This is a genomic window from Flavobacterium sp. UGB4466, assembly GCF_903469665.1.
Taxonomy (GTDB): Bacteria; Bacteroidota; Bacteroidia; order Flavobacteriales; family Flavobacteriaceae; genus Flavobacterium; species Flavobacterium lipolyticum.
The window spans coordinates 1-25,381 of record NZ_CAGKLC010000074.1 but is presented as its reverse complement, the minus strand read 5'-3'; the positions used below and the strand labels follow the sequence as shown (position 1 = coordinate 25,381).

Genomic DNA, 25,381 nt, shown 5'->3' with positions numbered 1-25,381 from the left:
TAGATTTATGGAGTTTGTAGTATATGTTTTGTTTAGTGAAAGTAAGAACAAATTCTACATAGGATTTACTTGGATCAGGTTCAAAAGTTGGGGATTAAGCAAAAAGATTAGATAATCTGAACAAGAAAAAATCTATATACGACTTTAGAGAAACTAAGAATTTTATCGATAGTCTATCTTTTATGGAATTTACTTAGTTTTCTTTTCTCAATTCCAATAATGTCAAATTCAAAATAATCTTCATGTTCGTTCATTTCATGAGGCTGTTCATTACTGATCTTATCAATTGTTTCCCCATCAAAAGTTATGGTTTCCGCAAAAGAATCATCAATTACCAGGATACAATTATCATGCAAGTAAAAAAAAGGAAAATCCAAAGACTTGTCAATGATATTTCTTTTTAGTTGTTTTGTTTTGAAATCTATAATTCCCCATTGATAGGTATATCTAAAGAAAATAAGATCAGTGTTCTTGAAGTAAACGAAATTAAACTCACTTAATTCATCGTTAGATTGATTGAGGGCGAACTTTACTGTTAGTTTTTTTTTAGGGTTTTCTTCAGTTTCGAAATCTACGTAGGAAAACTTTAGTTCAACTGAACTATCACATGGTACTCGAATGTCAAATTTTTCAGATTTTTGAGCAATAGTATAATTTCTAATAGTTAATTCCATTTACAGAAAGTTATTTTAAGTTGCGACTAAATTAATTTAAAATAGTGTTTTTAAAGCTGAAATTAGTTATATTGTTTAAATAAAATAGTAGGTGTTATTTTGCTATAAAGTGAATATAGACTTAGTTTGGTTCTTTATCGAGAAGGTCTGTAAAGTAATTAATTTGCATTTCCTGTAAATTTGTAATTTCCTGCAAATAAAAACAAAATAACTCAGTCAAATTTTTGAAGTCCAGAAGGAAAAATAAAAACACCACATAAATGGAAATATTAGTAATAATGGGGCCTCCGTATTCAGGAAAAGGTACTCAATGTGAAATTTTAAAAGAAGAACTTAAGTTCAAGCATATTTCAACTGGAGACCGATGTCGTCTGGAAAAACAGAATAAAACAGAGATCGGAAAAATCATGTCTCAATATGAGGAAAAAGGAGACTTAGTGCCTGATTCCATTATGAAAGATCTTTTTAGTAAAATTCTAGACGAAAACAGTTCAGCTAAGGGGATTATTTTGGATGGTTATCCGAGGACTGAACCTCAGGTTAATGATTTGATGGAACTCGTTGCATCCAAGAATATGGAAATAGGTAAGGTAATCAATATAGAAGTTCCAAAAGACGAACTTTTGAAAAGAGCACAAAAAAGAGCCGAAACGTCTAATCGAAAAGATGACAAAGATGTTGAGATCCATTTGAAGAGAATTAAAGTTTTTGAAACTTTAACCCGGCCTGCAATCGAATATATGAAGTCTAAAATTAAAGTTTTGACTTTTGACGGGCTAGGAGCAATTGACGAAATAACAGAACGAATAAAAAATAGTTTATAAAAGGTATTGACTATGAAGCGGGTAGGTATAGTAAGTAAAAATTAGTTGATTTTTTTTCGAAAAATGCTTGCAAATACAAAATCTAGCTGTATATTTGCACTCGCAATCACGAAAGGATAGCGACCTAATAAAATAGGGCGATTAGCTCAGCTGGTTCAGAGCACCTCGTTTACACCGAGGGGGTCGGGGGTTCGAACCCCTCATCGCCCACCACTTTTTAAGACACCTTCAAAATCTTTGATTTTGGAGGTTTTTTGTTTTATGGGACCTCTATTAAGGTGTTGTCAGGGATTTATGAAGCGAAAGCAAGAACAACTCCAAATTAGTTTTTATTCATATCACGTTGACTGTCATTAAAATCCGTTATAGAATTATGCTTGAAATGGTATCCAAATCGAGTAAATTAGAGGAGAGAAATATAGTTTATAAATCTAAAAAATAATAATATGAGTGCACATAATAACGCAAAAAAGGGTGATATAGCAGATTTCGTTTTACTTCCTGGTGATCCAAAAAGAGCAAAGCTGATTGCGGAAACGTTTTTAACAGACGTTATATGCTATAATGAGGTTAGAGGAATGTTAGGATATACCGGTTTTTATAATGGTAAGAGAATTAGTGTACAGGGCACAGGTATGGGGATGCCTTCCATTTCAATCTATATTACGGAATTAATAGAAGAGTATGGTGTAGAGACGTTGGTGAGAGTGGGGTCTTGTGGTTCTATCCAGGATGATGTAAATATGATGGATATTGTTTTAGCCATGAGTGCGTGCACAGATTCCGGGATGAATAAATTTAAATTTAACGGCAATGATTTTGCTCCGACGGCGAATTTTGAATTGTTAAAAAAGGCCAATGAAATTGCAGAGCAAAATAAGATAAAAGCGCATACAGGGTCAATATTGACATCTGATTTTTTCTATACTGAAAGCCATTTAGGCGATCCTTTTTTAAATTGGAAAACCTACGGCGTTTTGGCAGTTGACATGGAAACAGCTGCGTTGTATTCTATAGCTGCTAAATATAGAAAAAAGGCTCTGGCTATTTTAACGGTATCGGATCATATTCTTAAAAAGGAGGCTCTATCAGCAGATGACAGACAAAATTCTTTTAAAGAAATGATAGAATTCGCATTGCAGTTAGCCTAAACAGATCGATAAAGATAAAAGAATTGAAATAGCTTAATATATAGGTTTTGATTTATTCCTTCATCTCCCATTAAAAAACTCCTTAAGAAATTAAGGAGTTTTTTTATGCCTGACTTTTTTGAAGCTATTTACCAAAAAGAATCATTTCTACTCCTAAAAGTATAAAATTGGAGTCCGTTATTATAAATCCGGAACGTTTTAGAATGCAATGAGTATAGTTTTGAGGAATATTTTTAAAACCATTAAATCCAAGTTTATGAAGAGAATCTTTCTTGCAATCTTATTTGCATTAGTATCCAATTTATCTTTTTCACAATCAGAACAGTCTTTAATTCAGAATTGCATTCAAAACTATATCGAGGGTACATCTTATAATGAGCCTGACAGTATTAGTAAGGCTTTTTATTCTGAGGCCAGTCTTTTTTTGAGTCACAAAGACAAACCTTTATGGATCGTTCCGGCCTCGGAATATGTTAGCTGGTTTCAAAAAGGTAAGAAAGGAGAATTTAACGGCCGTGTGGGCAGAGTTATTTCTCTGGAGTTTTTTAATGATATTGCTATTGCAAAGGCTGAAATTATCATTGCAGAAAAAAAACAAGAATTTATGGATATGTTTTTGCTGAAGAAAATTCAGGGTGAATGGAAAATAATTAGCAAAGCGGCCAGCAGTAAAACAAGTAATAAATCTGGAAAAAGGATTTTATTTATTGTTTCTAACGCACATTATTATGGAAATTCTACTATTGCAACAGGCAATAGTTTCGCGGAGATAGTAAATGCTTATGATACTTTCATACATGCCGGTTATACAGTTGATTTTGTAAGTCCAAAGGGTGGTAGTATTCCTTTAGCTTATATCAATACCTCCGATAATTTACAAAAGAAATATTTATACGATCAGGATTTTATGTACGCCATTAAACATACCGTAAGCCCTAAAGAAATTGATTATAAAAACTATAAAGCCGTTCATTATATCGGCGGTGGAAGTGCCATGTATGATGTTCCTGAAAGCTCAGATATTCAACGTATCGCTATGCAGGTGTATGAAGATAATAATGGCATTATTTCTTCGGTATGTCATGGAACAGCCGGTATTGTTAACCTGAAAACCAGAAATGGTAAATTCTTAGTGGAGGGAAAAAAAATAAGCGGTTATCCCGATTCTTTCGAAAAACAAGATGGCGAATATTTTAAACACTTTCCATTTTTAATTCAGAAGACTATAGAAGACAGAGGAGGGGATTTTAAATTTTCAAAGAGAAATGAATCTTATGTGGAACAAGACGGCCGTATCATTACAGGACAAAATTTTCAATCCTCAAATGGTGTTGCCTTAAAAATCATTGAGTGGATGGAGAAAAACAAATAAGAGGATTTATCAACAGTCTGCGCAGACATTTTATTCAAGGATATTAAGTTCTAAATCCATCAAAATACGATTTACTTGTGCTTTTCAAATAACCATTTTGGAATCTCTTCGGTTAGTAAAAACGGAATCACAATGTTGTTATGATTTAAATTATTCAAAGTGGTAAAAGTCAAATTCTTGTTTGAAGATAATTTTGCAAACAATTCAACACTACCGATATAAGGATTGTCATCGTCTTTTTTTCCATGAATAAGCCAGATGTTCTTCTTACTTAATTTTTTGAGATTAGAAAAATCAGGAACTGCTGCTACGGAAACCATAGCGGCAAATTGGTTTGGAGCTATATTGAGTAGATTTTGCGCAGTCGATCCCCCCATAGAATATCCAATTAAGTAAATCTTGTTTTTATCGATGTTTGGGTATTCTTTTTCAATATTTTGAATTAATTCGAGTAAAGCAAAAACAGCTGTAGAAGGTTTTGAAATTGGAATTCCATCACTATTCTTTTCATAATTTGAAGAACGCTCGCTGAATTGTGGTGCGATCACATAACATTGGTATTTAGTATAAATTTCAGGTCTCAGCCAGATTTTTGCAAATGGTTCAAGCTGGTTTTTATTATCATTTCCAATTCGGGTAGAGTTGTGGAAAGTAATGACTAAAGGGTATTTTTGGTGATTGTTATTATCCTTTGGCGTTAGAAATCTATAAGGGATTTGTATGTTGTCTTTAGTAAAAATTCTTTTAAGAAAGCTATCGGTATTTAAACTGTTTAATACTTTTCGGTTATTTACGAAAGTTAGACTGTCAACGGTGGTTTCCCGGAACTCTTTTTTTTGCGCAAAGGAGAAGTTTAGACTTAAAGTCAAAAAAAGTACGGTGATAATTTGTTTTGAATTTCGTTTATGCATATGGCTTTTATAAATTTGAGTTTTAATTCAACAGATTACTTTCTCTAACGATTTTCCTAATTTCCTGTTCAAAATAATAAGCAATACTAAAATTTTCAAATGCTTGATTTTCCATAACAATAACGCTGGTTTTGGTTTTTGGATAGTATAAATTGACCGCTGTATATCCTTCAGTAGGATGAAAACCTGTATGTCCGATTTCCATAATATTGGTTTTATCATTTATTCGCAATCCATAACCATAGCCAATTGGTTTATCACCAAAAAGCGGATGGGTATTGGTGATTGAATAAGCGATCATCATTTTGTAAGTAGCGGGTTTTAATAGTTGACCGGAGTGCAGACATTCATTCCATTTTGCTAAGTCAGGAACCGAAACAATTAAATGACTGCCAAAATAATTATGAATATCAAAATTTAATTGTTCGTTCAGCCTGATACTACCTTCTTTTTTTATGGAGTGCCCTTTTGTTAAAAATGTATTGTTTGTCTCATTGGGGTAGTAACTGTTGGTCATCCCGCACTTTTTAAACAAAGCAGTTACTAGCTCTTCAAAACTTTTATGACTTTGTTTTTCCAAAACTTGTCCCGCTACGTAATAGCCGATATTAGAATAATTAAAAGCGGCTCCCGGAGTAAATTTAAGAGGTTTGTCTATATCTTCACTGCTTAATCCCGAAGTATTGTTGAGCAATTGATTAACAGTGATGGTATCTGCCCACGAATATTTTAATTCCGGTAAATATTTACGAATAGGAGTTTCTAAATGGATTGTTCCTTTTTCTACTTCTTGTAAGATAAGTGTAGCCGTGATTTGTTTGGCAATTGACATGGTTGAAAATTTATCGGAAATTTTCAGTTCTGTTTTCTTGTTGAAATCTGAATAGCCATGTGCTTTTGCATATTTTATTTTTCCGTTTTGTTTAATAACAACCACTCCGTTAAAATTTCTTGGGTTTGTGGTTTGTATCAGACTGTCAATTTTTGAAGAAAAGTCGTCTTTGTGTTGTGCGTAATTGTTGCCACTAATAAAAAGTACTAAAAAGAGGATTCTGAAGAGTGTAAAAGTTTGTTTCATTAAATTGTTTATTAGTGGGCATGAATAGACTTTTCCCTGAGCGAATGTAAGAATTATTAGAGAGAATGATTTGGTTGATTTGAAAAACAAACTAAAAATATTTCTCGTCGTCGTTTAGTTGAAATTTTCATTAAACCATGGGAGAAATGGCTTGTATGCAGGTTTGTAAGGACTATAAAAAAAGCCTTAATTCCTTAAGAAGTTTTTTTAGTTGTTATTTCTTGAATATTGATCTATCGGTGAAAATTGTTTCTATATTAGTACCGTAATAATTTTAAGCATTTATCAAGCTAGGAATCCCTTAAAAGGCAATTTCGTTTTGATAAAAAGAAATCAGTTCATTTAACCCCAAATCTAAAAATGAAAAAAAATCTAATAACTCTTTTATTGGTGTGTGTCGTTACCAATATTTTTGGACAAGTACAAACGGTTTCAGTACCAGGTAAAATGGAAGCTGCGGGCAATATTAGCGATAAAGTTACTCATAAAGTGCTAAAACCGTTGGCGAAAGTTGCATTGGATAAAGAGTCGATATTGATTTACGATTATGACGGTTCTCTTTTTTCCTTCAATCTAGAGTCTGAAAAAATTAACTGGACCGTAAAAGCAACAGATTCCTTTACGGAGTTGTGTGCAAATGCTATCACATTGCAGGATGGAGTAGTGTATGTTCCTTTTATTAACGGAGAAATTTTTGCGATTGATAATCAGACTGGTGCTATTTTTTGGAAATCAAGACTGGGGAATAGCACAGATCAGATCATCCTGAAAAATCAGATTCCGGTTATAAATGAGGGAAAATTATTGGTAACCTCTCAAAACGGGAATCTTTATGCACTTGATATTAAAACTGGCGGTTTGCTATGGAATCATAAACTGGATGCTGAAAATAATGAAAGTCCGGTTCTTTTATTCAATAATAAAGTTTTTATTCAAAGCGGAACTTCTGTTTATAGTTTTGAAGCCAATACAGGAAAACTTCTTGTTCAAAAAAGTTTTGAGGAAGCCATGCGCGGAAAGCTGGTAACGGATGGAGAAAGTATCTTTACAGCAAATGAAAAAAATGTAGTTTTTGCTCTAAATCCTGATAAATTAGAGGTTTTGTGGCAGTTTAAATTGGAGGAAACTCAGAATAATATTAAGGAACGTATATTTTGTAAAGACAAGAAGCTATATTTCGCCGCACAAGGCCCCGAAGTTTCTTCGATATACGCTGTAGATTCAAAAACAGGAACTGAAATTTGGAAAAGGGATTTTAAAGGCGATAATGTTGAGTATATGGTCGAAGAAAGTGATAATATTTGGGGATACACTCGTAAAAGTAAGCTTTTTCAATTGGACATTACAAATGGTGAAATTGCATTTGAATACAAATTATCAACGAGACCTATTTCAAATCTTGAATTCTTGGGCGATGATTACTTTTTTTATTACTCCGATGCGGCTTTGATTCAGTTTGAATATAAAACCAAAGACGAAAACGAAGTCTATTTGCGAACCTCAATTAAAGATGATGTGTATAGTGCATTTTTAAAATTGATTCGATAGGCAAAAAAACGTATCAGCATTCTCCGGATTTTATTTTGTGATGCTTCATTCAGGGAGTGATAGTTTGGTGTGATTACTATTTTGGACTTATTTGCCTGAAGGAGAAGAGCGTTGTATAAGCTGATTCGTTTTTTTGCAATACATTTCTATGTCATAATTCTTTGATACACCATAATAGTTATAATGGTTATAAAAATGACTTGTATCGTAAGTATGATTTTGTTTTTTTGTCTTCGCTCTTTAGTAGCTTGTTTAAAAATTTTAAAGTAACCGGCATTTTTTTTATGTCTTTTCATGTCTTTGGAAATTAAGTTTGATAAAAGTAAACGGACTTACTTTTTGTGTTTTTTATACAAATGATGTGCCGTAAAAAGTACTTTCTAATTAATTATTTGATTTTTAGCATCCTAATTCCTTGAGATTTTTTAGGAATAAGAAGGAAATAGTATCAAAATGATAGTGTAATCTTATCAAAATGATAAGGTAGTAGTGTTTCTTATAATTGCTTTCGGTTGTAAATCAGGGATTAACATTTTTATTGTTCGTATGGACTAGTTGTTGGTGCTTTCGCAAAGAACCTCAATCTTAAAATATATGTTAACTCAATTAATAGTTTCACTTGGTATTCTTCTAACTGTTATTTTGCTGTCGGTCATCGTAGGCCGGGAAATGAAAAAAATATATGCAAATGAAAAAAGCATAACGGACTTCATTAATCCATTAGACCGATTGATATACCGGTTTTGTAAAATTGACCCCACGGTTCAAATGAATTGGAAAACATATTTAAAAGTATTGTTATCTGTACAGTTTATATGGTTCCTTTGGGGGTTTGTTATTTTATTGCTGCAGGGAAAACTATTTTTAAACCCGGCTGGTATCGACAGTATGGAGTGGACATTGGCGTTAAATTCGACAATTAGTTTTTTGACCAGTACCAACTTGCAGCATTATTCAGGAGAGACAGGAGCGAGTTATTTTGCACAGGTAGGTGTGTTTATGCTTTTGCAGTTTTTAAGTGCGGCCACAAGCCTATGTGCGGGTGTAGCAGTAGTCAGGGGACTTGCTGCACAATCAATACAAGGATTAGGGAATTTTTATAGTGATTTTGTAAAATCATCTACTCGTATATTGTTGCCGTTAAGTATGATTACGGCAACTTTTTTTTTGTTTAACGGTGTACCAATGACATTTGACGAGCCTGAGAAAATTACCTCTGTTGAAGGCAGGGAAGTAGTAGTGTCAACAGGACCGGCAGCGGTGTTTCTTCCAATCAAAGAATTAGGATCTAATGGCGGTGGCTTTTTTGGAACCAACTGTGCGCATCCATTTGAGAATCCTAACTTTTTCACCTACATCATTCATACTATTATCGTTTGGCTTTTGCCGATGTCTTTTATTGTTTTCGTAGGCCGATACCTCAACAATAAGAAATTTTCAAGAATGCTTTTGGGAGTGATGTTGATGGGGTTTGTTGTAACTTGTATTCCTTTACTCTATGGTGAAATGTCTGGTAATCCCAAACTCAGCGCAATGGGAATTGACGCTTCACTAGCCAATATGGAAGGTAAAGAGGTGCGTTTTGGAACGTATTATTCGTCCTTTTACAGTGCGGTCAATATGATAATCCCGGCCGGTACGATAACGGGTATGCACGATAGTTATATGCCGTTGTCTTCGATAGGGATGTTTATTGGAATGCAGGTAGATGCGTTTTTTGGAGGGCTGGGTACCGGATGGATCAATATGTTTATTTACCTGATCATAGCCACTTTTATTGGTTCGCTGATGGTAGGACGAACTCCGGAGTTGTTTGGCAGAAAAATCTCGATTAAGGAAGTTCAGGTAGCTGTTTTGGTTAACCTTTGTGCTTTGGCAATTCCATTATTATTTTCGGCAATAGCGGTTCATGTTTATTTGTATGTTCCGGAAGCTGTGGAATGGCTGAGCAATACAGGGCCACACGGTTTTACCACTATCGTTTATGAGTATGTGTCTTCGATGGCGGGAAATGGAAGCGGGTTTGAAGGGCTGGCTGATAATACTCCTTTTTGGAATTTAACCACTTCAGTTACGATGCTTGCCGGTCGTTTTATTCCGATGATTGGAGCATTTCTAATCATTGGATATTTAAGTACTAAAAAAGCCGTAGCTCCTTCGCTGGGTACCCTGAGGGTTGATTCGGGTATTTTTGGAACCTTATTATTTATGGTCATTATGATTTTAACCGTAATGTCCATGTTTATTGTTTTTGCATTAGGACCTGTACAGGAACATTTGCTTTTGGTTTAGAGAAATTAAACAAACTCTATTCATCCTGACTTTTCAGAATATGATAATGTAATCTGCCCATAAGATTTTATAAAAAACTCCAAATCCCGACTAAAATTTGTCGGAGTTTGGAGTTTTTGTTTTAGATATTAATTAGCGCTATTCCCAGTTACGACTGTCTTTAGCATTAATTCCCCATCTTATTCCAAGTAGAGAAACTGTTTCATCATTTAAAGCAGATTCAAAGTTCTTTCCAAAACCACCTGTTACGTAAAGATTATCAGATACTTTATACTGGACAAAACCAACAGATCTGTAGTTTTTACCGTCTCCATTTCGTTTAATATATTCATAACCTACAGAGATTTTATTCCAATCAAACTGAGCTTTTGAGCCAATATCAAAAAAATTAGTTTGGTTGGTGAACTTTTTACTTTTTGAATCGTAGTCTGTATTATCCTGTATGTATCTGCAGAATCCATATAGCTTTAAATGCTCGTCTCCCTTGCCTAATGTAAAAGTAAGGGTAGACCATGCACCAAAACGACCAGATTGGGACTTGTTGAAATCTTTTGCTGGCATTAGCATACTATAAGCCGATGCTATATCAAGTGTTAATAAAGGAGCTTTAAGGATATCTGAAAAATTCTTTGCTTCGATTCCTGATTCGTTTTTAATTAGCTCCTCTAATACTTCTTCGAAGCGAGCATTATATTTTTTTGCTTCGTCTTCGTCTTCGCCTATCTTATATCCTTCTCTTTCCATTTGATCGTTAGCTAATGCTATAAGTTTTTTTAATTTTTGGCGCATTGAAGCATATTTTTCTCTCATGTCTTCAGATGAGGCATTATACAGTGTGAAAACATTAAATTTAATTCCGACCGCTACTTTAGCAATAGAATCATTTTTACTATATGCTCCGGAAACCGAAGGCATTTGCATTTTTTGCATGGTAAAAGATTTGATCTCTTTTGTTTTGGTTCCTAAGCCATAGTACTCGAGACCTCTCATGTTCGATGAGAATAAATTACCGTCGAAGGAGATACTCTCCAGACTTTCTGTATTAATATTGAATTCTTTAACATCCGGATTTGATGATATAATAGCTGCAGAATTGTCTAGTAAAGCCAAAGCGGTTGAGTTGAGTATTTCTACTTTTTTTAAATCAACCTTTTGGATAGATTGTGAAAAAGAAGAAAAGCTAATTAGGAAGGTAAGTATATTTAGTGTTCTCATACAATATCAATTAAAGTCACAAAAAAAACGAGACTTCCACTCTCTATAAAAGTTGGTCCAAGTCCAAATCCTTTAAAATTGCTAGTTTTAGCATCACAGTTGTTCGTTATAGTATAATGAAACTGAAGTTTCTTTGCAGCTGTTTTAGCTTGATCGAGCCCTCCCGGCATTGCCTCATAGGTTAAATAATGTCTAAGATAAAGTGTTCCCTCGTGATGTTGAAAAGCTGGGGTTAAAGGGATGGAACCATCAGTCAGGTCTTCTGGTGTACTAAAGATAGCTTTGCTAGTTTTTTTGCCATTGTTTAAACCTAGGTAAACTTCTGTATAAAGTTGTTCAAAGCCAAAATTATTCTGGATAGTCGATTCAAGCTTTATTTCAGAACACCCGTTTGATTGAAACTCTTTTTTCATAATGATAAGATTTAAGTTATTATTTGTTTTTTGGTGGAGTAATTTAATTTTTGATTGTAATCTATAAGGGTTGTTATAGTTTCAAAAACCATTATAAAATTAGTACTTGGGTACTGATAATTTTAGCGTATAACTACGTGATTTAAGGGGTAAAATCTGAATAAAAAAAAGAAAAAATATTTTTTAAAGTTACACTCTGGGATCAACTAATAAAATCAAAATTCTAAGAGTATTTAGGACAGATATATTGGAATTTGGAATTTTTTATTCAGAATTACGCTATTGTAAAAGATAGTTATATATTTGCGCCAGATTTTGGTCTGTTTTTTCTTAAGAAAAAATGGTTAAAAGGGAATCAGGTGTAAATCCTGAGCAGACCCGCTACTGTAAGTTCTGTATAAGTCTTTAAACGTTACTCATGCCATTGCCTCGCTTTGCGGGATGAGAAGGCTGTTTTAAAGATGGAACAAGTCAGGAGACCTGCCACAATCACATAGTTTAAGACTTTCGTGGAATAAAGTTGAACAACAATAAACGAACCTGTCATTTTTTATGACGGGATTCTCTCTTATTGCTTTTTTGATTTATACATCCCGGAGTTTTCTTAATTCAATTAGTGATGTATCATACAAAAAGAGAATTCTTATTGATTGTTATCGTTTTTGCTTCTATGCTGCTTCAGTCGGGAGTGTTGTATAGTTGCTTTTTCTCTTTGAGACCATCATCTCTGAAACGGAAATCGGTATGGAGTCGGGGTTTTTTGAATGCATTATGTGTCGGTTTCTTCCCTTATTTTAATCCTGTTCTAATAGAAAATCATCTCAATTCCAGGGACGTTTGGCGGTGCCGGATTGTGTACGCTTATAAGGATAACATTGCGCTCTGTTGAAGGCTTTTAATTAAAACTTCTTTGGTTATTCCTTCATTTTCTCCTGCTTTTACTACTACCAACCTAAACAATACCACATGTACCATCCTATTTTCAAAAACTGCCAATCCTTATTGTTGCTTATTGCAGTACTCTCATTAACCAATTGTTCTGATGATAATGCATCAAATGAAAATAGCAATCCGACGCCTGTTAGTTCAGATTTAGCTTTTAGTATGCAGAGATTTACAATTACGACTTTAAATCCAACGATCAGCGCAACAGCAGAAGCTACTTACAGTTGGACCATCACAAAAGCATCTTCAGAAAGTTATGCCCTAAGTACTACTACAGCAAAGGAACTTTTATTTGCGTCAGCAGAAGCAGGAGTCTATGAATTGGCCGTTACTGTAAATGACAAAGGAAGTGTACAAACTCAAAAAGTAGTTGTTACCGTTACAAAAGAAACGAAGGAGTATAAAAGCTACATCTCAAAAGTATTTGAATTTAAACCGGCACCCGGGCAGTTTGTAAACGATCTGCCTATTGCTAATGACGGAGATACTCCTGAAAGAATTTTATCAAGAGCCAATACTTATCTGGCTAAGAAAACCGGTGATCTGGTTTCATTGGGGGCTTTTGGCGGTTATGTTGTTTTTGGATTCGATCATACCATTGTTAATGTTAAGGGCAAACGTGATTTTAGAATTCTGGGTAATGCATTCTGGGCAGAGGCTAATCCAAATCCGAACAGTACCATGCGCGGCGGAAGCAGTGAAGCAGGAGTAATCATGGTTGCTTATGATAAGAATAAAAACGGACTTCCGGACGATCAGTGGTACGAGATAGAAGGCGGTGGGCATAAGATGCCAAAAACGATTCAGAATTATGAAATAACGTATTACCGACCTGATCCCAATAAAATTCCGGTGTCGGGCGGAACTACAGGTACAGTAGGTTTTGTTGATATGGAGTATATTTTTTGGAAAGATAATCAAGGGAAAAGTGGTTATCTGGTTCAGAATAATGCTTACAATCATTCTTTAGATTACTGGCCAAAATGGCTTAAAGACCAATCTTCTATCACTTATAAAGGAACAAGACTACCCGATAACGCAGTTGATGAAAGCGGAACGGGAAGTTATTTTGTGCAGTATGCTTTTTTATACGGATACGCAGATAATGCTCCAAACAATGATGATGATTCGGGAATAGATATTAACTGGGCTGTGGACGAAAAAGGAAACAAAGTAATGCTTCCCGGAATCGATTTTGTGAAAGTGTACAATGGCCTTAATCAGCAGGCGGGATGGCTCGGAGAAACTTCGACAGAAATAATGGGGGCGACAGATTTGCATCTTTCAGGAGAAAGCATTCCTACGCGATAACCCATTCAAAAGTGTATTAAACTAAATTATTATATCAGGAATTATGAAAAAAAACTTTGCCCATTTATTATTATTGGCTTTTGCAGCGGTATTTACCGGATGCAGCGATGACGATAAAAATGATGCCAACACCGGAGAAGGACTCGCCATACCAATAGCAGTAAAGCTTCAAGATAAATTTGAAGTAAACACCTTTAAAGTTTTGAATATTACAGCATCAGCTGAAACCAGTAACCCAAATTATCAATGGGTGCTTAAAAAAAATCCGGTGAATCAAACTAAAGATTCGATTGTAGGAACTACTAAAGATTTACGATTTGTGGCTTTATATCCCGGTGCCTATGAACTAACCTTAAATGTTACTGAAGGAGATAAAAAAGGGACAAGTGCCACCATAGTGAATGTGATAAATGAGACTCAAAATTACAATCCTTACATAACAAGTATTCAGGATTTTAATCCGGCACCCGGAATGTTTGCCAATGATTTATACAAAGACGGATTTGTGAAAGCAGATGTTATGAGGGTAGCATTGGGAAGAATTAGCGAAACCAGCGTTGGTTATCCAATCGATTTAGGAGGTTTTGGAGGTTCAATTGTGGTTGGATTTGATCACATGGTAGTTAATCTTTCAGGAAAAAAAGACTTCAGAGTTTACGGAGCAGATTTAACGGATAAAGCCAATCCTCCGGCTCCGGGTTTAATTTATGTTGCTTATGATAAAAATGGGAATGGAAAACCCGATGAAGACGAATGGTATGAAATCATAGGAAGTCAGCATGCTAAAGAAAACACGGTTAAGAATTTTAAAATTACCTACTATAAACCTGCGGCCGGTAAGAAAGTAGTAGTAAGCGGCCCAAATGATCCTTTTTTAGATCGTGAGCATCTTTATTGCGAGAACAACCAATCTCAAACCTACTTTTTACCAAGGTCTAAAACTAAGAAAGAGTATTATCCAGCCTGGGATACTCAAAATACAGCTGTTTACGAAGGAACGAAGCTAAACGTAAATTTCGCAGCTGTACGTCCGGGGCAAACTACCTTATGGAATTTTGAGGCTCCGGAATGGGGATACGTAAATGCCAAAAGCCCTGATATTGATATCGACTGGGCGGTAGACAAGAATGGAAATAAAGCAAATCTTCCGGGAATTCACTTTATCAAAGTAGTGAACTGTGTCAGCGAACCAATGGGGCTTTGCCACCAGCAGTCGTCTATGGCTACACGATTCTCAGGAGCTGCAGATCTTCAAATAATTAAAAAATACAATCTAAAAAAGTAAGAAGAGAAAAATATGAAAAAGTTTATAAAATATAGTTTGTACCTCGCCATTGTTTGTTCTTTTTACAATTGTAGTAATGATGATGCAAAGCCGGAGCCTGTAATTGAAGAACCTAAACCGGAGCCGATTAAAGATCCAACTCTTACTATAAAATTGCAAGCAGATTTTACAACGGAGCGATACAACGTTGTAGCGATTGATCCGGAAGTAACGATTGAAAACGCCAATGGTGCTGTTGCCCAATACAAATGGACTTTAAAAGTAACCGGAAAAGACGGAGTGGCTAAAGATTCTGTTATCGGCGACAGTAAGACCTTGAAGTTTATAGCGCCAAAAGCACTAAGTTATGCTGTAGATTTTACCGTAACGCTGAATAAGTTGGTAAAACAGGCTTCTACTAAAGTTACAGTTGCCGAAACCGGTAAAACGTATACTTCGAAAGCGCTTTCCATTATCGATTATGTACCTGCTCCGCATTATAACAATGACGGTTTTGAGTTTGCAACAAAAGCGGAAGCGATAGAGAATGCACAGGCTATTTTGGCTGACGGATCTCTTGTTGATCTGGGAACTTTCGGTGGTTATATCGTAACAAAATTCGACCACACGGTGATCAATGCTTATGGCAAACGCGATTTTACAGTTCAGATGAATACAGTTTCAAATGCTTCAAAGTTTTCTCCTGTGAGTATTATGGTGGCTTACGATGCCAATAAAAATGGGATTGCAGAGGATAATGAGTGGTACGAAATAGCCGGAAGTGAGTATTATAAATCTACTACAGTGAAGAACTATGAGGTGACGTATTACAAGCCAGACCCAAGTAAAACTGCCGTAGCAGGAAAGTACGACTGGCAATTCGACAAGGAATATCTTAAATGGGCAAATAATAAAACGGCTTCAGGTTTTATCACCAGAACAAAAAAATGGAGACGTTATAATTATTACCCACAATGGCTTGGTGATTCTTACACATTAAAAGGAACAAAAGTCAATTTGGCGACAAAAGATATTAGCGATGGAGAAGGTACAGCATTCAATGTTGGAACTTTTGAATGGGGTTATGGCGGAATCAAAGATCCTTCAATAGACATTAGTTGGGCTGTAGATGGTAATGGTAATAAAGTACATCTTCCCGGGGTCGATTTCGTAAAGGTATACGTGTCTACGTTCACAGAGATTGGCGCATTAGACCTGGTTACGAACTCCTTTAAACAGGCAGAAGATTTGAATTTTGCCGCAGGAAAATAATCGAAAAGCGGAATAAAACTATTTATTAATCAACCAAGAATATTAATCCAAAATTTTTATAAATCATGAAAAAAGTACTTTATTTTTTGACAGTAGGTTTGATTCTGGGACTTTCGTCCTGTAGCAATGATGAAAATCTATTAAATAGCGAAAGCGGCAGTGCAGCGGTTAAAAGCTCAGGCTTAACTTCTAAAAGCGCAGTGACCGATCCTTCGATAGGAACGACTTCTACGCTTAACCTGACAAGTTCTTTGTTGACCAGCGGAACATCAACAACAGGAGGGAAGTATTGGCAAAACACTTATGTCGCAAATACCAATTTAACAGTTGACATATTTAAATTTTCACATAGCGGAACATCATCAGGTTACAACTATTGGGATGGTTTTATTGTATCCAATGTAAATGATATCACCAATTACGGTTCGGGAGCAGGTACTGGCGGATCTAACGGTTGGGTAGCTAATCAGTGGGGTACTATGGCAGGAAGTGGTTTCGGAACTTCTTCTACTATTGCGGCAGGTACTCCGGGTACAACAGGAGATCCGTACATAGTTGCCTACTGGTCAAGTTATACAGATCCTAAAAATCCACAGGGAACTACTTTTAGTGAGACAAGTTTCTCTAACTGGATTAAAATTGGAAATACAGGATTGTATAATGTAAAAGGATTAAAAATCAACATGCACCCATGGCCTTATTATGGTTGTTTGTATGGAGACGGTTTTGCTCAGGCCTTTTCTTCTGGAGATCACTTTGAATTGTTAATTTACGGAGTAGATTCAAGCGGAACTATTACTGCACCAATTACACAATCACTGGCTGATTACACAGGAGGTTCTTTAATAATGCCAACAGGATGGATAAATGTAAGTGCTACAGCACTTCAAGGTCTGGGAGACGTAAAATACCTTGTTTTCCAAATGGCTTCAACAGATTCACACCCGGTGTACGGAATGAATACTGCAGCTTACTTCTGTTTAGACAAGCTGTCTGTAAAAAGAATTCAATAATACTAAAATTTAATATCGAAAAGGAGTCATTGAAAAGTGGCTCCTTTTTTTAGTTTAAAACATATGGATTGTAAAGAAAAATCGGCTTGATCTGCAAAATCTGCGAGAAAAAAAGATGTACAAAAACGCCATAAACGATTGGCTTATTTATTCTTTAAACATCTGCCTCTTGGTTCATCGCCTTCGTGAAGTACAACTTCAGAATGCAGGAATTCAGCAGCATCAGCAGAGTCTTTTACTTTGGCAGCACTTCGCACAAGCATCTCGGATTCAAACTCAGTCAGTACACTTTCTCTTATTCCTGCCTCTCTCCAGTTGGATAGCGGTCTGCATTCTCTTACGATTGCGCGAGCCAAAGAAAGCGCATCTAACAGTGCCTGATTAGCGCCTTGTCCTTTGAAAGGGCTCATCGGATGTGCAGCGTCCCCAATCAATGTAGCCAGTTTGTTTTTGGCTAATAATTCAGGACGAAGTAATTCACGGTCGTATACCGGATAACCTGAAATTTGCGCCTCTAAAGTTGCCGATAAAATTTGTGGAATAGGGGCATGCCATTGTGTTCTTCGACAAGCCTCTTTTTTTAACGCTTTTGGTCCTTGCGCGCTCAATATTTTAGCCTCTTCTTCGGACATTGGAAAACTCAGCTGCCACATTACAGAATCTTCTGTATAAGGCATCATATAAATTCGCTCATTGCCGTTAGCCGTTTGAAACACAGTTGCCGAGTCGAGCAAATTATGAGCAAGTCCATTAAGAGCCTTTAACGGACAAATGCCTAATATCACAATACATCCCAGATAACGCAAAGGAGTAACATCGTCACCAATTAATAGTTTTCGTACCGTACTGCGAATGCCATCAGCTCCAACGATGAGGTCAGCTTTAGCACTTTTGATTTTGCCATTTACTTCAAAGTTTAAGGAAATACTTTGGTCTTCGGATTCCTTAAAATCTAGGAGCTGATGTCCCCATTGTACGATATCATTTGTCCCAAGCTGTTTCAGTAATGCTGAACGCAAATATTGTCGCGCAATATGCATATTCGTTCGCTTCGGAGCTGTTTTGGTATCCGACGGAATCCATTTTCGAATACCCCATTCCCCAATTACTTTTCCTTCCGGAGTATGTACCAAATGTCTGGTTGAAATGACCTTTTCTTCTAAAGAGAAAACACCAAATCCTTCAATGGCTTTACTGGCTTGTTGTAAGGTGAGACCATAACCTTGTGATCGGGCATCAAAGTTAGTATCGCGTTCGTAAAGAGTAAAAGGAATTCCGCGGTGCAGACAAGCGACAGCCAATGCAACCCCTCCGATACCGGCTCCAATTATAGCGACATGCGGGAAGTTTTCTTGGTCAATAATAGTAGGATGTTCCGAAGGAATCAATCCCGATCCGTCACAGTGGAGACAGACATTCAGATGCGCTTTAGGACGAGTAGGAGGAACTCCTGAGTCCTTCGATTTTTCAAAGTTTTCCAGCGCTATCTGATACTGAAGCCGTACTTTCTTGCTGAGTCTTTGGCTTTTTTTACCGCGTCCCTGACATTCGGGACAAATAGTCCAGTTTCCTTCTGCATTTTCGATCGTATGTATTCCCACTTTTTTTACCTAATTTAGACACTTCAGCATTTGAAAACTTTGCTATGTTTGTAACAAGACTGCAAATTTAAGATAAAAGAGGGCTAGTGCAAAATAGTAAGCTAAAGATACTAAAAACAGATTGGGGGAGTTATGGAAGATAACATAGCAATTACTGTTTTGTGTAGGGCATCGTGAGTGTTTGTTGCCTGCTAATTTTTGAATTATTTTTAATCCTTATCGAATAAATTCTAATTACTAAACAATGAAAATTACTTTAAAAATTAAGCTTTTGGTCGTTATGCTATGTGCCATAACCAATTGGTCTTTTGCTCAAAAAACAGTATTTAATATTAAGTATTCTGAGCAATTAGCTGTTTTTGTTTTCCTTCAGAATTTATCCGAAAACTATCCCGACAACGTTTTTAAAACCGAGTTTCAAAAATCAAAATACAACACTGGGGAATTTCAGAAACTGGCCGCAGAATTTGATCATCTGACATTGGATTACAGCTATCCATTTGAAGAATTCCCGGAAGGTTCTAAAAAACCAATGCAATCCTTTGATTTTTTGAGAAAAAACTTAATCGAAACAGAAAATTTAAAAGATTTTAAAATACGCTCTATTGGAGTTTTAACCAACAAAACGTTGAATGATCTTACGAGAATTATTTCCGCTTTTAGTCCAATTTACAATGAACTCATATACAATCCCAATAAAGAAAAATTTGAAAAACAGCTCGTTGAAATTACTAAATACGCAAAAGAAAATGACATGGAGCGTTACTTTGAAATGAGTTTGATTTTTTACAATTCGAGTTGGGACACTTCAATTCCTTTTGAAATCGCATTTTATCCTTTGCCTAATTCTAAAGGCTTTACCGCAAATTCTTTTGGTAATAATTTCATCAGTGCCATTCAAACAGATTTAGACGATTATAAGGATCTCTTTAGTGTAATGCTGCACGAAACCTATCATATTATTTACAACGAACAGCCATTGGAAGTAAAAAAAATGATCGATAATAGTTTCAAAGAAAACAAATCAAAATACAGTATTTATGCCTATCATCTGCTTAACGAAGCGCTGGCAACTTCCTTAGCCAATGGTTATGTATACGCACAGCTGAATGGAAAAGCAGATAGTGGTGACTGGTACAATAAAAAATACATCAACCTCATGGCAAAAGAAATTTACCCTATGCTTAACGAGTACATTTCTCAAAAGAAAGCCATTGACAAAAGTTTTATAGATCGTTATATTGAAAGCTATGAAACAAAATTCCCAAACTGGATAAACGAAATGGATAACCTTATGGCTTACCGATACGTTATTTCTGAAAATGAAAAGGATTTTGATACCATCAAGCAAAAATACCGCTACCGCTCCAGATCAGAGGATGAGACTGAAATAAGCATAAGCACTCTAGAAAAGATGCAAAAATCAAATCTGACTAAGATGATCATTGTTTCTAAAAATAACGCCGAAAATTTAAAACTCATTAAGAACAGTTTTAAAGAATTAAAAAACTGGAAGTTCAATGCAGCCAAAGAGTTTGATTACAAGATATTGTTAGACGATAAAAGTCAGCTTTTCATTATTAACCAGAAGGAATCAGAGCTTAAAGCATTACTTGATTAAATAGAGAAGCAAAAAGTCCGCAAAGTATAAAAGAAAACTTTGCGGACTTTTTTTTAATTTTGTTATAAAAAATAGGTTTATTTATTCACTCTTTTTAGATCCAGATCCTGAAAGTCAAAACTGAAATCAATATTAGGAGAGATGCCTTTCATTTTAATTGATTGTGCTTTACCGGTTTCATCCAGTGAAAACATCGCAAAGGCATCACAATTCATAGCCTGATATTCCCATTTTATGGCAAATGTATTAGCATTATAAAAAGCCATAGGACCATTTAATTTTGGTGAACGATAGGATCTGAACCATAACTGTTTGTTTTTTTCAAAGACTTCAATTTCTCCAAACCAATTGTCAGTATAAACACCAGTAAAGTCTTCGTTTTTTACTTTCACATTTTTTGCCAATTTTACTTTTTCCCAAACATTCTTGGTAACGTCATCTCCTGTATTTCTACCTTGTTTCATCCATTCCACAATTTTATTGATCCAGCCAAAATCGTCCAGACCTAAATAACTGTCAGAGATAGTATTGGTAACGGCAGTAAAGAGCCCGCCACCGCCATTCTCTGTGTTGGTTAAAATCACGATGCCTAAGTTTAGATCCGGGTACATCATAACAATGGATAACATTCCTGGTAAACCTCCTGTATGAGAAACTTTTAGATTTCCTTTCACATCAGTTAATCCCCAACCCAGACCGTAACCACTAAAATGTGAATTATATCTCGGATCACGATCTACTTCTTCAACGGTATGGATGCGCCACATTTCGTTATGATTTTTCACAGAAAATAGTGTTGATTTCAAGTCGCTTCCATACTGACCTTTATTTAGGCATAAAGTCATCCATTTTGCCATATCGGCTGCGTTAGAAATGATTCCTCCGGCGGCACCGTTTATCTGTATTCCGAATCCATCAATTCGTTTTATAGTTCCGGATTCTGACGAATGTGATACAGCCAGATTGCTTTTATCCTTTATCCTGTCGCTTTGGGCAAAAGAATTGTTCATTTGCAAAGGATCAATAATTCGGGTTTGTATAAAATCTTCGTAAGTCATACCACTTACTTTAGAAATTAATTCTCCCGCTACGAGATACAGTAAATTGTCATAATCAAACTTAGTTCGAAAAGCAGATACCGGTTTAAAATGTTGAAAACTAGTTAGAACATCATTTATTGTAAAATTGGAGCCGTCAGGGAAAAACATCAAATCACCCACACCCAATCCAAGTCCGCTGCGATGTGTTAGCAAATCCTGGATGTTAAAATTCTCCGTAACATAATCGTTATACATTTTAAACTTTGGAAGATGGTCTTTTACTTTATCTGTCCATTTCAATTTGCCTTCGTCTTCAAGAATAGAGAGTGCTGCAGTTGTGAAAGCTTTGCTGTTAGAGGCTATTTGAAAATTTGTGCTTTCATTTACGGCTTTTTTTGTTTCGATAGAGGCAACACCATATCCTTTTTGGTGAATTACTTTTCCATCTTTAACAACAGCAATTGAGGCCCCTGCCACTTTAAATTTCTCCAAAGCGTCCTGCATTAAAAGATCTATTTTTTCAGATGTAATTTGCGAATAGAGTGGGGTAGAAGCGTAACAAATAAAGAGCATTAATGTAAACAGACGAGTTACTTTTTTCATAATTTTTTTTGGTTATGGCGTTTTTTTGATTGTTAGTTGGTGTTGTTAAAAATTAACATTCCCATCAGCGAATATAAGAATTATCTTTAGAATTAATGCTGTATGTAGTGGTCTAAACAATGATGTAGCTGCATCTGTTATAAGTTTCTTTAAGTTTTCAGAAGTTCGGTTTTTCAAAGAGCTATGCAAGGGGTATTTCCCATAAAACTGAATTGCATGTTTGTAACGCTCCATGTTTGCCAAAATAGTTTTTAAGCTATTTCAGCCAAGAGGCAATTGGATGTTTCGATCGAATATAATTGCTAAGAAATATTTTTAGAATAAAAAAGCTGCTAAATCTGCAAGATCTGCGTGAAAAAAAACTAAACACATAGAAACATAGTTTTTCTATGTACTAAGAAGCACAAATAAAAGAAACACATTCCTTCCGTACAGCTAAGAACTATTCCACAATAAAAAATCTGCAAGATCTGCGTGAAAAAAAACTAAACACATAGAAACATAGTTTTTCTATGTACTAAGAAGTACAAATAAAAGAAACACGTTCCTTCCGTACAGCTAAGAACTATTCCAGAATAAAAAATCTGCAAGATCTGCGTGAAAAAAAACTAAACACATAGAAACATAGTTTTTCTATGTACTAAGAAGACCAATACATCCTATGCCGGCTCCCAAAGCTCAATTTTGTTGCCTTCAGTATCCATAATGTGAACAAACTTTCCATAATCGTAGGTAGCAATATCATCAAGTACCGTTACACCATTTTCTTTTAGCTGTTTGACAAGAGCTTCAATATGCTGTACGCGATAATTAATCATAAACTCTTTTTTGGAAGGAGAGAAATACGCATCATCCTTTTTAAACGGGCTCCATTGAAGAGATTCTACGACCTCAGGAGCATCTATTTTTCTGGATTCAAAAGTAGATCCCCAATCGTTAACTTCAAGCCCTAAGTTTTTAGCATACCAATCTCTGGTTTCCTTTGGGTTCTCTGAAAAAAAGAAAATACCTCCCACTCCGGTTACTTTTGGTGTTGGGTCAGAAGAGGAGGGGTTGGTTTGATTTTTTTGGTCTTCCATAAGATTTGTTTTTAGTACTAAGATAAAACTAATTTCTTTTGGTAAAGTCAAAATTTAACCCCTTTAAGGAGATGTCCAAATTCTGAAAAAAAGCAGTAAAAGAGATTTGTCTCGTGATAGCGAACAGAGAACGTGAGTAATTAAGATTAATAGTCCATAACAAAGGGATAAAAAGATTAAAAAAATCTGCTAAATCTGCCGGATCTGCGTGAAAAAACGTCTCCAATTAAAATTTTAATCGCTCGAGCATTCCTTTGTCAAAATGATAAAAAACGATAACAGCGACTACTTAATGGATTTATTAAATCTAACGGCATCATTTTTAATTGAATTCCAATCCCATAGTTGAATTTGGTCTAACAGAAAATCTTTTGTAAAAAAAGTACCTGCTTGATCAAATGCAATCCAATCGTAGCCGTCGTGTTCCTCTGATATTTTAATTTGATTTGTGATGAGTTCACTGTAGTAAATGATCCCTGTGATCTGACAATTATCAGCCGGCAGGTAATTCCAGGTGTCAATTACTTTCACAGGCCTGATTTCAACATTTAACTCTTCTTTAATTTCTCTTTTCAAGGTTTCTTCGGCGGTCTCTCCAAATTCCATTCTGCCACCGGGTAAATCCCATATTTTAATCCCCCTTACAAGGTTATAAACCGCTAAAAAAGTATCGTTTTTTATAATCAAAGCCTTTACTGAAAAGAACATTTGTTTCTCCATATTTATTAATTTGTGACAACATCATTAGTTGTTTTTCAAAAGCGATCAGTCTTTCAATCCTTTTCCCTCAAGAATCTGATTGGTCATGTTTTCTACCCTGGACGCTCTGGTTTTAGATTGTTTTGGAGTTGAAAAATACAGCAAGTAAGCACGTTGACGGCCTGGAGTTAAAGCTTTAAAAGCAGTTTCAAGAGCATTGTTTTCGTCTAGTTTTTGTTGAAATTCTTCTGCGATCTCAAATTCGGCAGTCTTCTTTAATTTTACCTTCAAACCGGCTTTTTCTATTTCAATGGCCTGATAAATATACGTTTTTAAGATTGCTTTTTGAGCTTTGATTTCGTCAAGACTCGTAAAACGAATTTGTCTTGCGGCCTGGACATTCTCACTTTGCTGGATTAGAATTCCATCCGTATCCTTCATTAAGGCTCCTTTAAAAAACAGAAAAGCACAATACTCCTTAAAAGAGTGTATTAAAACAACATTATTACCATGCAGTGTATAGCAGGCTGTTTCCCATTTTAGTTCTTCTGTCAATTGACAATCCAGCGCAATTTTTCGTAACTCTTCCAGTTCTTTTTGCCATTTTTCAGCATTTTCAAAGTAAAGATCAACTTTAGGGTTCATATGCTATTGTTATTAAAATTCATTAAACTCTCAAAGATCCTCTAAAACCTCTGGCTGCATAATAAGATTCGGCGCCATTATGATACACAAATACAGTATTGTAGCGAAAATCAGAGAACAACGCACCACCCAGTTTGCGAATTTCAGAAGGTGTAACAATCCAGCTTGAAGTTTTGGCATCAAACTTACCCAGTTTTTGAAGTTCTTTGTACTGTACTTCATCTAAAAGTTCAATTCCCATCTCTTCGGCCATATTTACAGCACTTCCGGCAGGTTTGTGTTCTTTTCTTTTTTCCAGTGCCTCATGATCAAAACACAGACTTCTTCGGCCTTTTGGACTTTCAGCAGAACAATCGAAGAAAATAAATTCTCCCGTATTCTCATCAAATCCAACAACATCCGGCTCGCCTTCGGTTCGTTCCATCTCATCGAGTGACCAGAGTTTCCCCGGATTTGCCTCCAGTTTTTGCTGAACATTTTTCCACTCGAGACCTGCGTGTCTCTTCATATTGTTCTCAAAACGGATTTGTAGTACTTTCAATAATTCTTCACTTTGTGCTGTTGATAGTTTGTTTTTCATTTGGGTTTGATTTTTAGAAGCTAAATGTTTTTTATATTTTAGTAATATGGAGTGAAATCGAACAAAATTGAATGCCAACACATAGAAGCATAGATACTAATACTCAAGAAAGATAGGTAATGAAGAAAAGTCTTTCTTTCGCATAACTTACTAGGTGAATTTGAACTAGTGAAATACTTTCTTTAAGTTTACAAAGACTATGTTTCTATGTGTTAAAACAATTTTCTTCT

21 protein-coding genes, 1 tRNA gene and 1 riboswitch are annotated in these 25,381 nt (G+C 35.5%); of the genes, 11 read left to right on the top strand and 11 right to left on the bottom strand.

All coding sequences use genetic code 11. The annotated features are described in order from the left end of the window. Positions 1 to 173 precede the first annotated feature (173 nt). Positions 174 to 674 (bottom strand): hypothetical protein, encoded by a 501-nt coding sequence (locus tag JO950_RS16130; protein WP_202703562.1) that lies wholly within the window; start codon positions 672 to 674, stop codon positions 174 to 176. Between the two features lie 260 nt (positions 675 to 934). Between JO950_RS16130 and JO950_RS16125 the strand changes: the two genes are divergently transcribed. The 4 genes from JO950_RS16125 to JO950_RS16110 all read left to right on the top strand — a co-directional run bounded on the left by JO950_RS16125 (position 935) and on the right by JO950_RS16110 (position 4,021). Beyond that, positions 935 to 1,498 (top strand): nucleoside monophosphate kinase, encoded by a 564-nt coding sequence (locus tag JO950_RS16125; protein WP_202703561.1) that lies wholly within the window; start codon positions 935 to 937, stop codon positions 1,496 to 1,498. 135 nt (positions 1,499 to 1,633) lie between these two features. Further along, positions 1,634 to 1,711: transfer RNA gene (locus tag JO950_RS16120), tRNA-Val, on the top strand. Between the two features lie 233 nt (positions 1,712 to 1,944). After that, positions 1,945 to 2,649 carry a purine-nucleoside phosphorylase gene (deoD, locus tag JO950_RS16115; RefSeq protein WP_202703560.1) on the top strand — a complete coding sequence of 235 codons (705 nt, stop codon included), beginning with the start codon at positions 1,945 to 1,947 and terminating at the stop codon, positions 2,647 to 2,649. Positions 2,650 to 2,905: 256 nt separating this feature from the next. Then, positions 2,906 to 4,021, top strand: coding sequence for a nuclear transport factor 2 family protein (locus JO950_RS16110; protein WP_202703559.1), 1,116 nt, complete (start codon positions 2,906 to 2,908; stop codon positions 4,019 to 4,021). Between the two features lie 71 nt (positions 4,022 to 4,092). Here the strand turns inward: JO950_RS16110 and JO950_RS16105 are convergent, their stop codons facing one another. Together JO950_RS16105 and JO950_RS16100 are read right to left on the bottom strand one after the other, a co-directional pair. Then, positions 4,093 to 4,932, bottom strand: coding sequence for a prolyl oligopeptidase family serine peptidase (locus JO950_RS16105; RefSeq protein WP_202703558.1), 840 nt, complete (start codon positions 4,930 to 4,932; stop codon positions 4,093 to 4,095). Between the two features lie 22 nt (positions 4,933 to 4,954). After that, positions 4,955 to 6,010, bottom strand: a complete 1,056-nt coding sequence (locus JO950_RS16100; RefSeq protein ID WP_202703557.1) for a serine hydrolase — start codon at positions 6,008 to 6,010, stop codon at positions 4,955 to 4,957. 360 nt (positions 6,011 to 6,370) lie between these two features. On the opposite strand from JO950_RS16100, the gene JO950_RS16095 reads away from it, so the two are divergent. Next, positions 6,371 to 7,558 carry a PQQ-binding-like beta-propeller repeat protein gene (locus tag JO950_RS16095; RefSeq protein WP_202703556.1) on the top strand — a complete coding sequence of 396 codons (1,188 nt, stop codon included), beginning with the start codon at positions 6,371 to 6,373 and terminating at the stop codon, positions 7,556 to 7,558. Positions 7,559 to 8,152: 594 nt separating this feature from the next. Then, complete coding sequence (gene kdpA, locus JO950_RS16090; protein ID WP_202703555.1) at positions 8,153 to 9,850, top strand: potassium-transporting ATPase subunit KdpA; 1,698 nt, start codon at positions 8,153 to 8,155, stop codon at positions 9,848 to 9,850. 138 nt (positions 9,851 to 9,988) lie between these two features. On the opposite strand, the gene JO950_RS16085 is transcribed toward kdpA, so the two are convergent. Continuing rightward, positions 9,989 to 11,065, bottom strand: coding sequence for a hypothetical protein (locus tag JO950_RS16085; protein WP_202703554.1), 1,077 nt, complete (start codon positions 11,063 to 11,065; stop codon positions 9,989 to 9,991). Then, the gene (locus tag JO950_RS16080; protein ID WP_202703553.1) at positions 11,062 to 11,478 is read right to left on the bottom strand and encodes a hypothetical protein; all 417 of its coding nucleotides are present in this window, start codon (positions 11,476 to 11,478) and stop codon (positions 11,062 to 11,064) included. Before JO950_RS16080 ends, JO950_RS16085 begins: the two co-directional genes overlap by 4 nt. A gap of 299 nt (positions 11,479 to 11,777) precedes the next feature. Beyond that, positions 11,778 to 11,981, top strand: a riboswitch (cobalamin riboswitch). Between the two features lie 463 nt (positions 11,982 to 12,444). On the opposite strand from JO950_RS16080, the gene JO950_RS16075 reads away from it, so the two are divergent. The 4 genes from JO950_RS16075 (at position 12,445) to JO950_RS16060 (ending at position 17,283) form a co-directional block, all read left to right on the top strand. Beyond that, a complete protein-coding gene (locus tag JO950_RS16075; RefSeq protein WP_202703552.1) occupies positions 12,445 to 13,734 on the top strand; it encodes a cell surface protein in 1,290 nt (429 codons plus the stop codon). Positions 13,735 to 13,777: 43 nt separating this feature from the next. Next, entirely contained in the window at positions 13,778 to 15,019 is a 1,242-nt protein-coding gene (locus JO950_RS16070; RefSeq protein WP_202703551.1) for a hypothetical protein, read from the top strand. A gap of 12 nt (positions 15,020 to 15,031) precedes the next feature. Beyond that, positions 15,032 to 16,270, top strand: a complete 1,239-nt coding sequence (locus JO950_RS16065; protein ID WP_202703550.1) for a hypothetical protein — start codon at positions 15,032 to 15,034, stop codon at positions 16,268 to 16,270. A gap of 65 nt (positions 16,271 to 16,335) precedes the next feature. Continuing rightward, entirely contained in the window at positions 16,336 to 17,283 is a 948-nt protein-coding gene (locus tag JO950_RS16060) for a DUF4465 domain-containing protein (RefSeq protein WP_202703549.1), read from the top strand. A gap of 143 nt (positions 17,284 to 17,426) precedes the next feature. On the opposite strand, the gene JO950_RS16055 is transcribed toward JO950_RS16060, so the two are convergent. Then, positions 17,427 to 18,878 (bottom strand): NAD(P)/FAD-dependent oxidoreductase, encoded by a 1,452-nt coding sequence (locus JO950_RS16055; RefSeq protein ID WP_202703563.1) that lies wholly within the window; start codon positions 18,876 to 18,878, stop codon positions 17,427 to 17,429. Between the two features lie 250 nt (positions 18,879 to 19,128). Between JO950_RS16055 and JO950_RS16050 the strand changes: the two genes are divergently transcribed. Continuing rightward, a complete protein-coding gene (locus tag JO950_RS16050; RefSeq protein WP_202703548.1) occupies positions 19,129 to 20,505 on the top strand; it encodes a hypothetical protein in 1,377 nt (458 codons plus the stop codon). A gap of 77 nt (positions 20,506 to 20,582) precedes the next feature. On the opposite strand, the gene JO950_RS16045 is transcribed toward JO950_RS16050, so the two are convergent. The 5 genes from JO950_RS16045 to JO950_RS16025 form a co-directional block, all read right to left on the bottom strand. Beyond that, positions 20,583 to 22,148: a serine hydrolase gene (locus JO950_RS16045; protein ID WP_202703547.1), complete on the bottom strand. Its 1,566-nt coding sequence runs from the start codon at positions 22,146 to 22,148 to the stop codon at positions 20,583 to 20,585. A gap of 659 nt (positions 22,149 to 22,807) precedes the next feature. After that, positions 22,808 to 23,227, bottom strand: a complete 420-nt coding sequence (locus JO950_RS16040) for a VOC family protein (protein ID WP_017498271.1) — start codon at positions 23,225 to 23,227, stop codon at positions 22,808 to 22,810. Between the two features lie 285 nt (positions 23,228 to 23,512). Further along, entirely contained in the window at positions 23,513 to 23,947 is a 435-nt protein-coding gene (locus JO950_RS16035) for an NUDIX domain-containing protein (protein ID WP_202703546.1), read from the bottom strand. 45 nt (positions 23,948 to 23,992) lie between these two features. Beyond that, complete coding sequence (locus JO950_RS16030; RefSeq protein WP_202703545.1) at positions 23,993 to 24,571, bottom strand: YdeI family protein; 579 nt, start codon at positions 24,569 to 24,571, stop codon at positions 23,993 to 23,995. Between the two features lie 22 nt (positions 24,572 to 24,593). Then, a complete protein-coding gene (locus JO950_RS16025; protein ID WP_202703544.1) occupies positions 24,594 to 25,151 on the bottom strand; it encodes a DUF4256 domain-containing protein in 558 nt (185 codons plus the stop codon). Positions 25,152 to 25,381 lie beyond the last annotated feature (230 nt).

Bases quoted from the DNA above. Each gene is read 5' to 3' on its own strand.
- JO950_RS16045 (WP_202703547.1), bottom strand. From the start codon at position 22,148: ATGAAAAAAGTAACTCGTCTGTTTACATTAATGCTCTTTATTTGTTAC.
- JO950_RS16050 (WP_202703548.1), top strand. From the start codon at position 19,129: ATGAAAATTACTTTAAAAATTAAGCTTTTGGTCGTTATGCTATGTGCC.
- deoD (WP_202703560.1), top strand. From the start codon at position 1,945: ATGAGTGCACATAATAACGCAAAAAAGGGTGATATAGCAGATTTCGTT.
- JO950_RS16105 (WP_202703558.1), bottom strand. From the start codon at position 4,932: ATGCATAAACGAAATTCAAAACAAATTATCACCGTACTTTTTTTGACT.
- JO950_RS16125 (WP_202703561.1), top strand. From the start codon at position 935: ATGGAAATATTAGTAATAATGGGGCCTCCGTATTCAGGAAAAGGTACT.
- JO950_RS16130 (WP_202703562.1), bottom strand. From the start codon at position 674: ATGGAATTAACTATTAGAAATTATACTATTGCTCAAAAATCTGAAAAA.
- JO950_RS16040 (WP_017498271.1), bottom strand. From the start codon at position 23,227: ATGGAAGACCAAAAAAATCAAACCAACCCCTCCTCTTCTGACCCAACA.
- JO950_RS16065 (WP_202703550.1), top strand. From the start codon at position 15,032: ATGAAAAAGTTTATAAAATATAGTTTGTACCTCGCCATTGTTTGTTCT.
- JO950_RS16060 (WP_202703549.1), top strand. From the start codon at position 16,336: ATGAAAAAAGTACTTTATTTTTTGACAGTAGGTTTGATTCTGGGACTT.
- JO950_RS16035 (WP_202703546.1), bottom strand. From the start codon at position 23,947: ATGGAGAAACAAATGTTCTTTTCAGTAAAGGCTTTGATTATAAAAAAC.
- JO950_RS16110 (WP_202703559.1), top strand. From the start codon at position 2,906: ATGAAGAGAATCTTTCTTGCAATCTTATTTGCATTAGTATCCAATTTA.
- JO950_RS16095 (WP_202703556.1), top strand. From the start codon at position 6,371: ATGAAAAAAAATCTAATAACTCTTTTATTGGTGTGTGTCGTTACCAAT.
- JO950_RS16100 (WP_202703557.1), bottom strand. From the start codon at position 6,010: ATGAAACAAACTTTTACACTCTTCAGAATCCTCTTTTTAGTACTTTTT.
- JO950_RS16085 (WP_202703554.1), bottom strand. From the start codon at position 11,065: ATGAGAACACTAAATATACTTACCTTCCTAATTAGCTTTTCTTCTTTT.
- kdpA (WP_202703555.1), top strand. From the start codon at position 8,153: ATGTTAACTCAATTAATAGTTTCACTTGGTATTCTTCTAACTGTTATT.
- JO950_RS16075 (WP_202703552.1), top strand. From the start codon at position 12,445: ATGTACCATCCTATTTTCAAAAACTGCCAATCCTTATTGTTGCTTATT.
- JO950_RS16025 (WP_202703544.1), bottom strand. From the start codon at position 25,151: ATGAAAAACAAACTATCAACAGCACAAAGTGAAGAATTATTGAAAGTA.
- JO950_RS16080 (WP_202703553.1), bottom strand. From the start codon at position 11,478: ATGAAAAAAGAGTTTCAATCAAACGGGTGTTCTGAAATAAAGCTTGAA.
- JO950_RS16070 (WP_202703551.1), top strand. From the start codon at position 13,778: ATGAAAAAAAACTTTGCCCATTTATTATTATTGGCTTTTGCAGCGGTA.
- JO950_RS16030 (WP_202703545.1), bottom strand. From the start codon at position 24,571: ATGAACCCTAAAGTTGATCTTTACTTTGAAAATGCTGAAAAATGGCAA.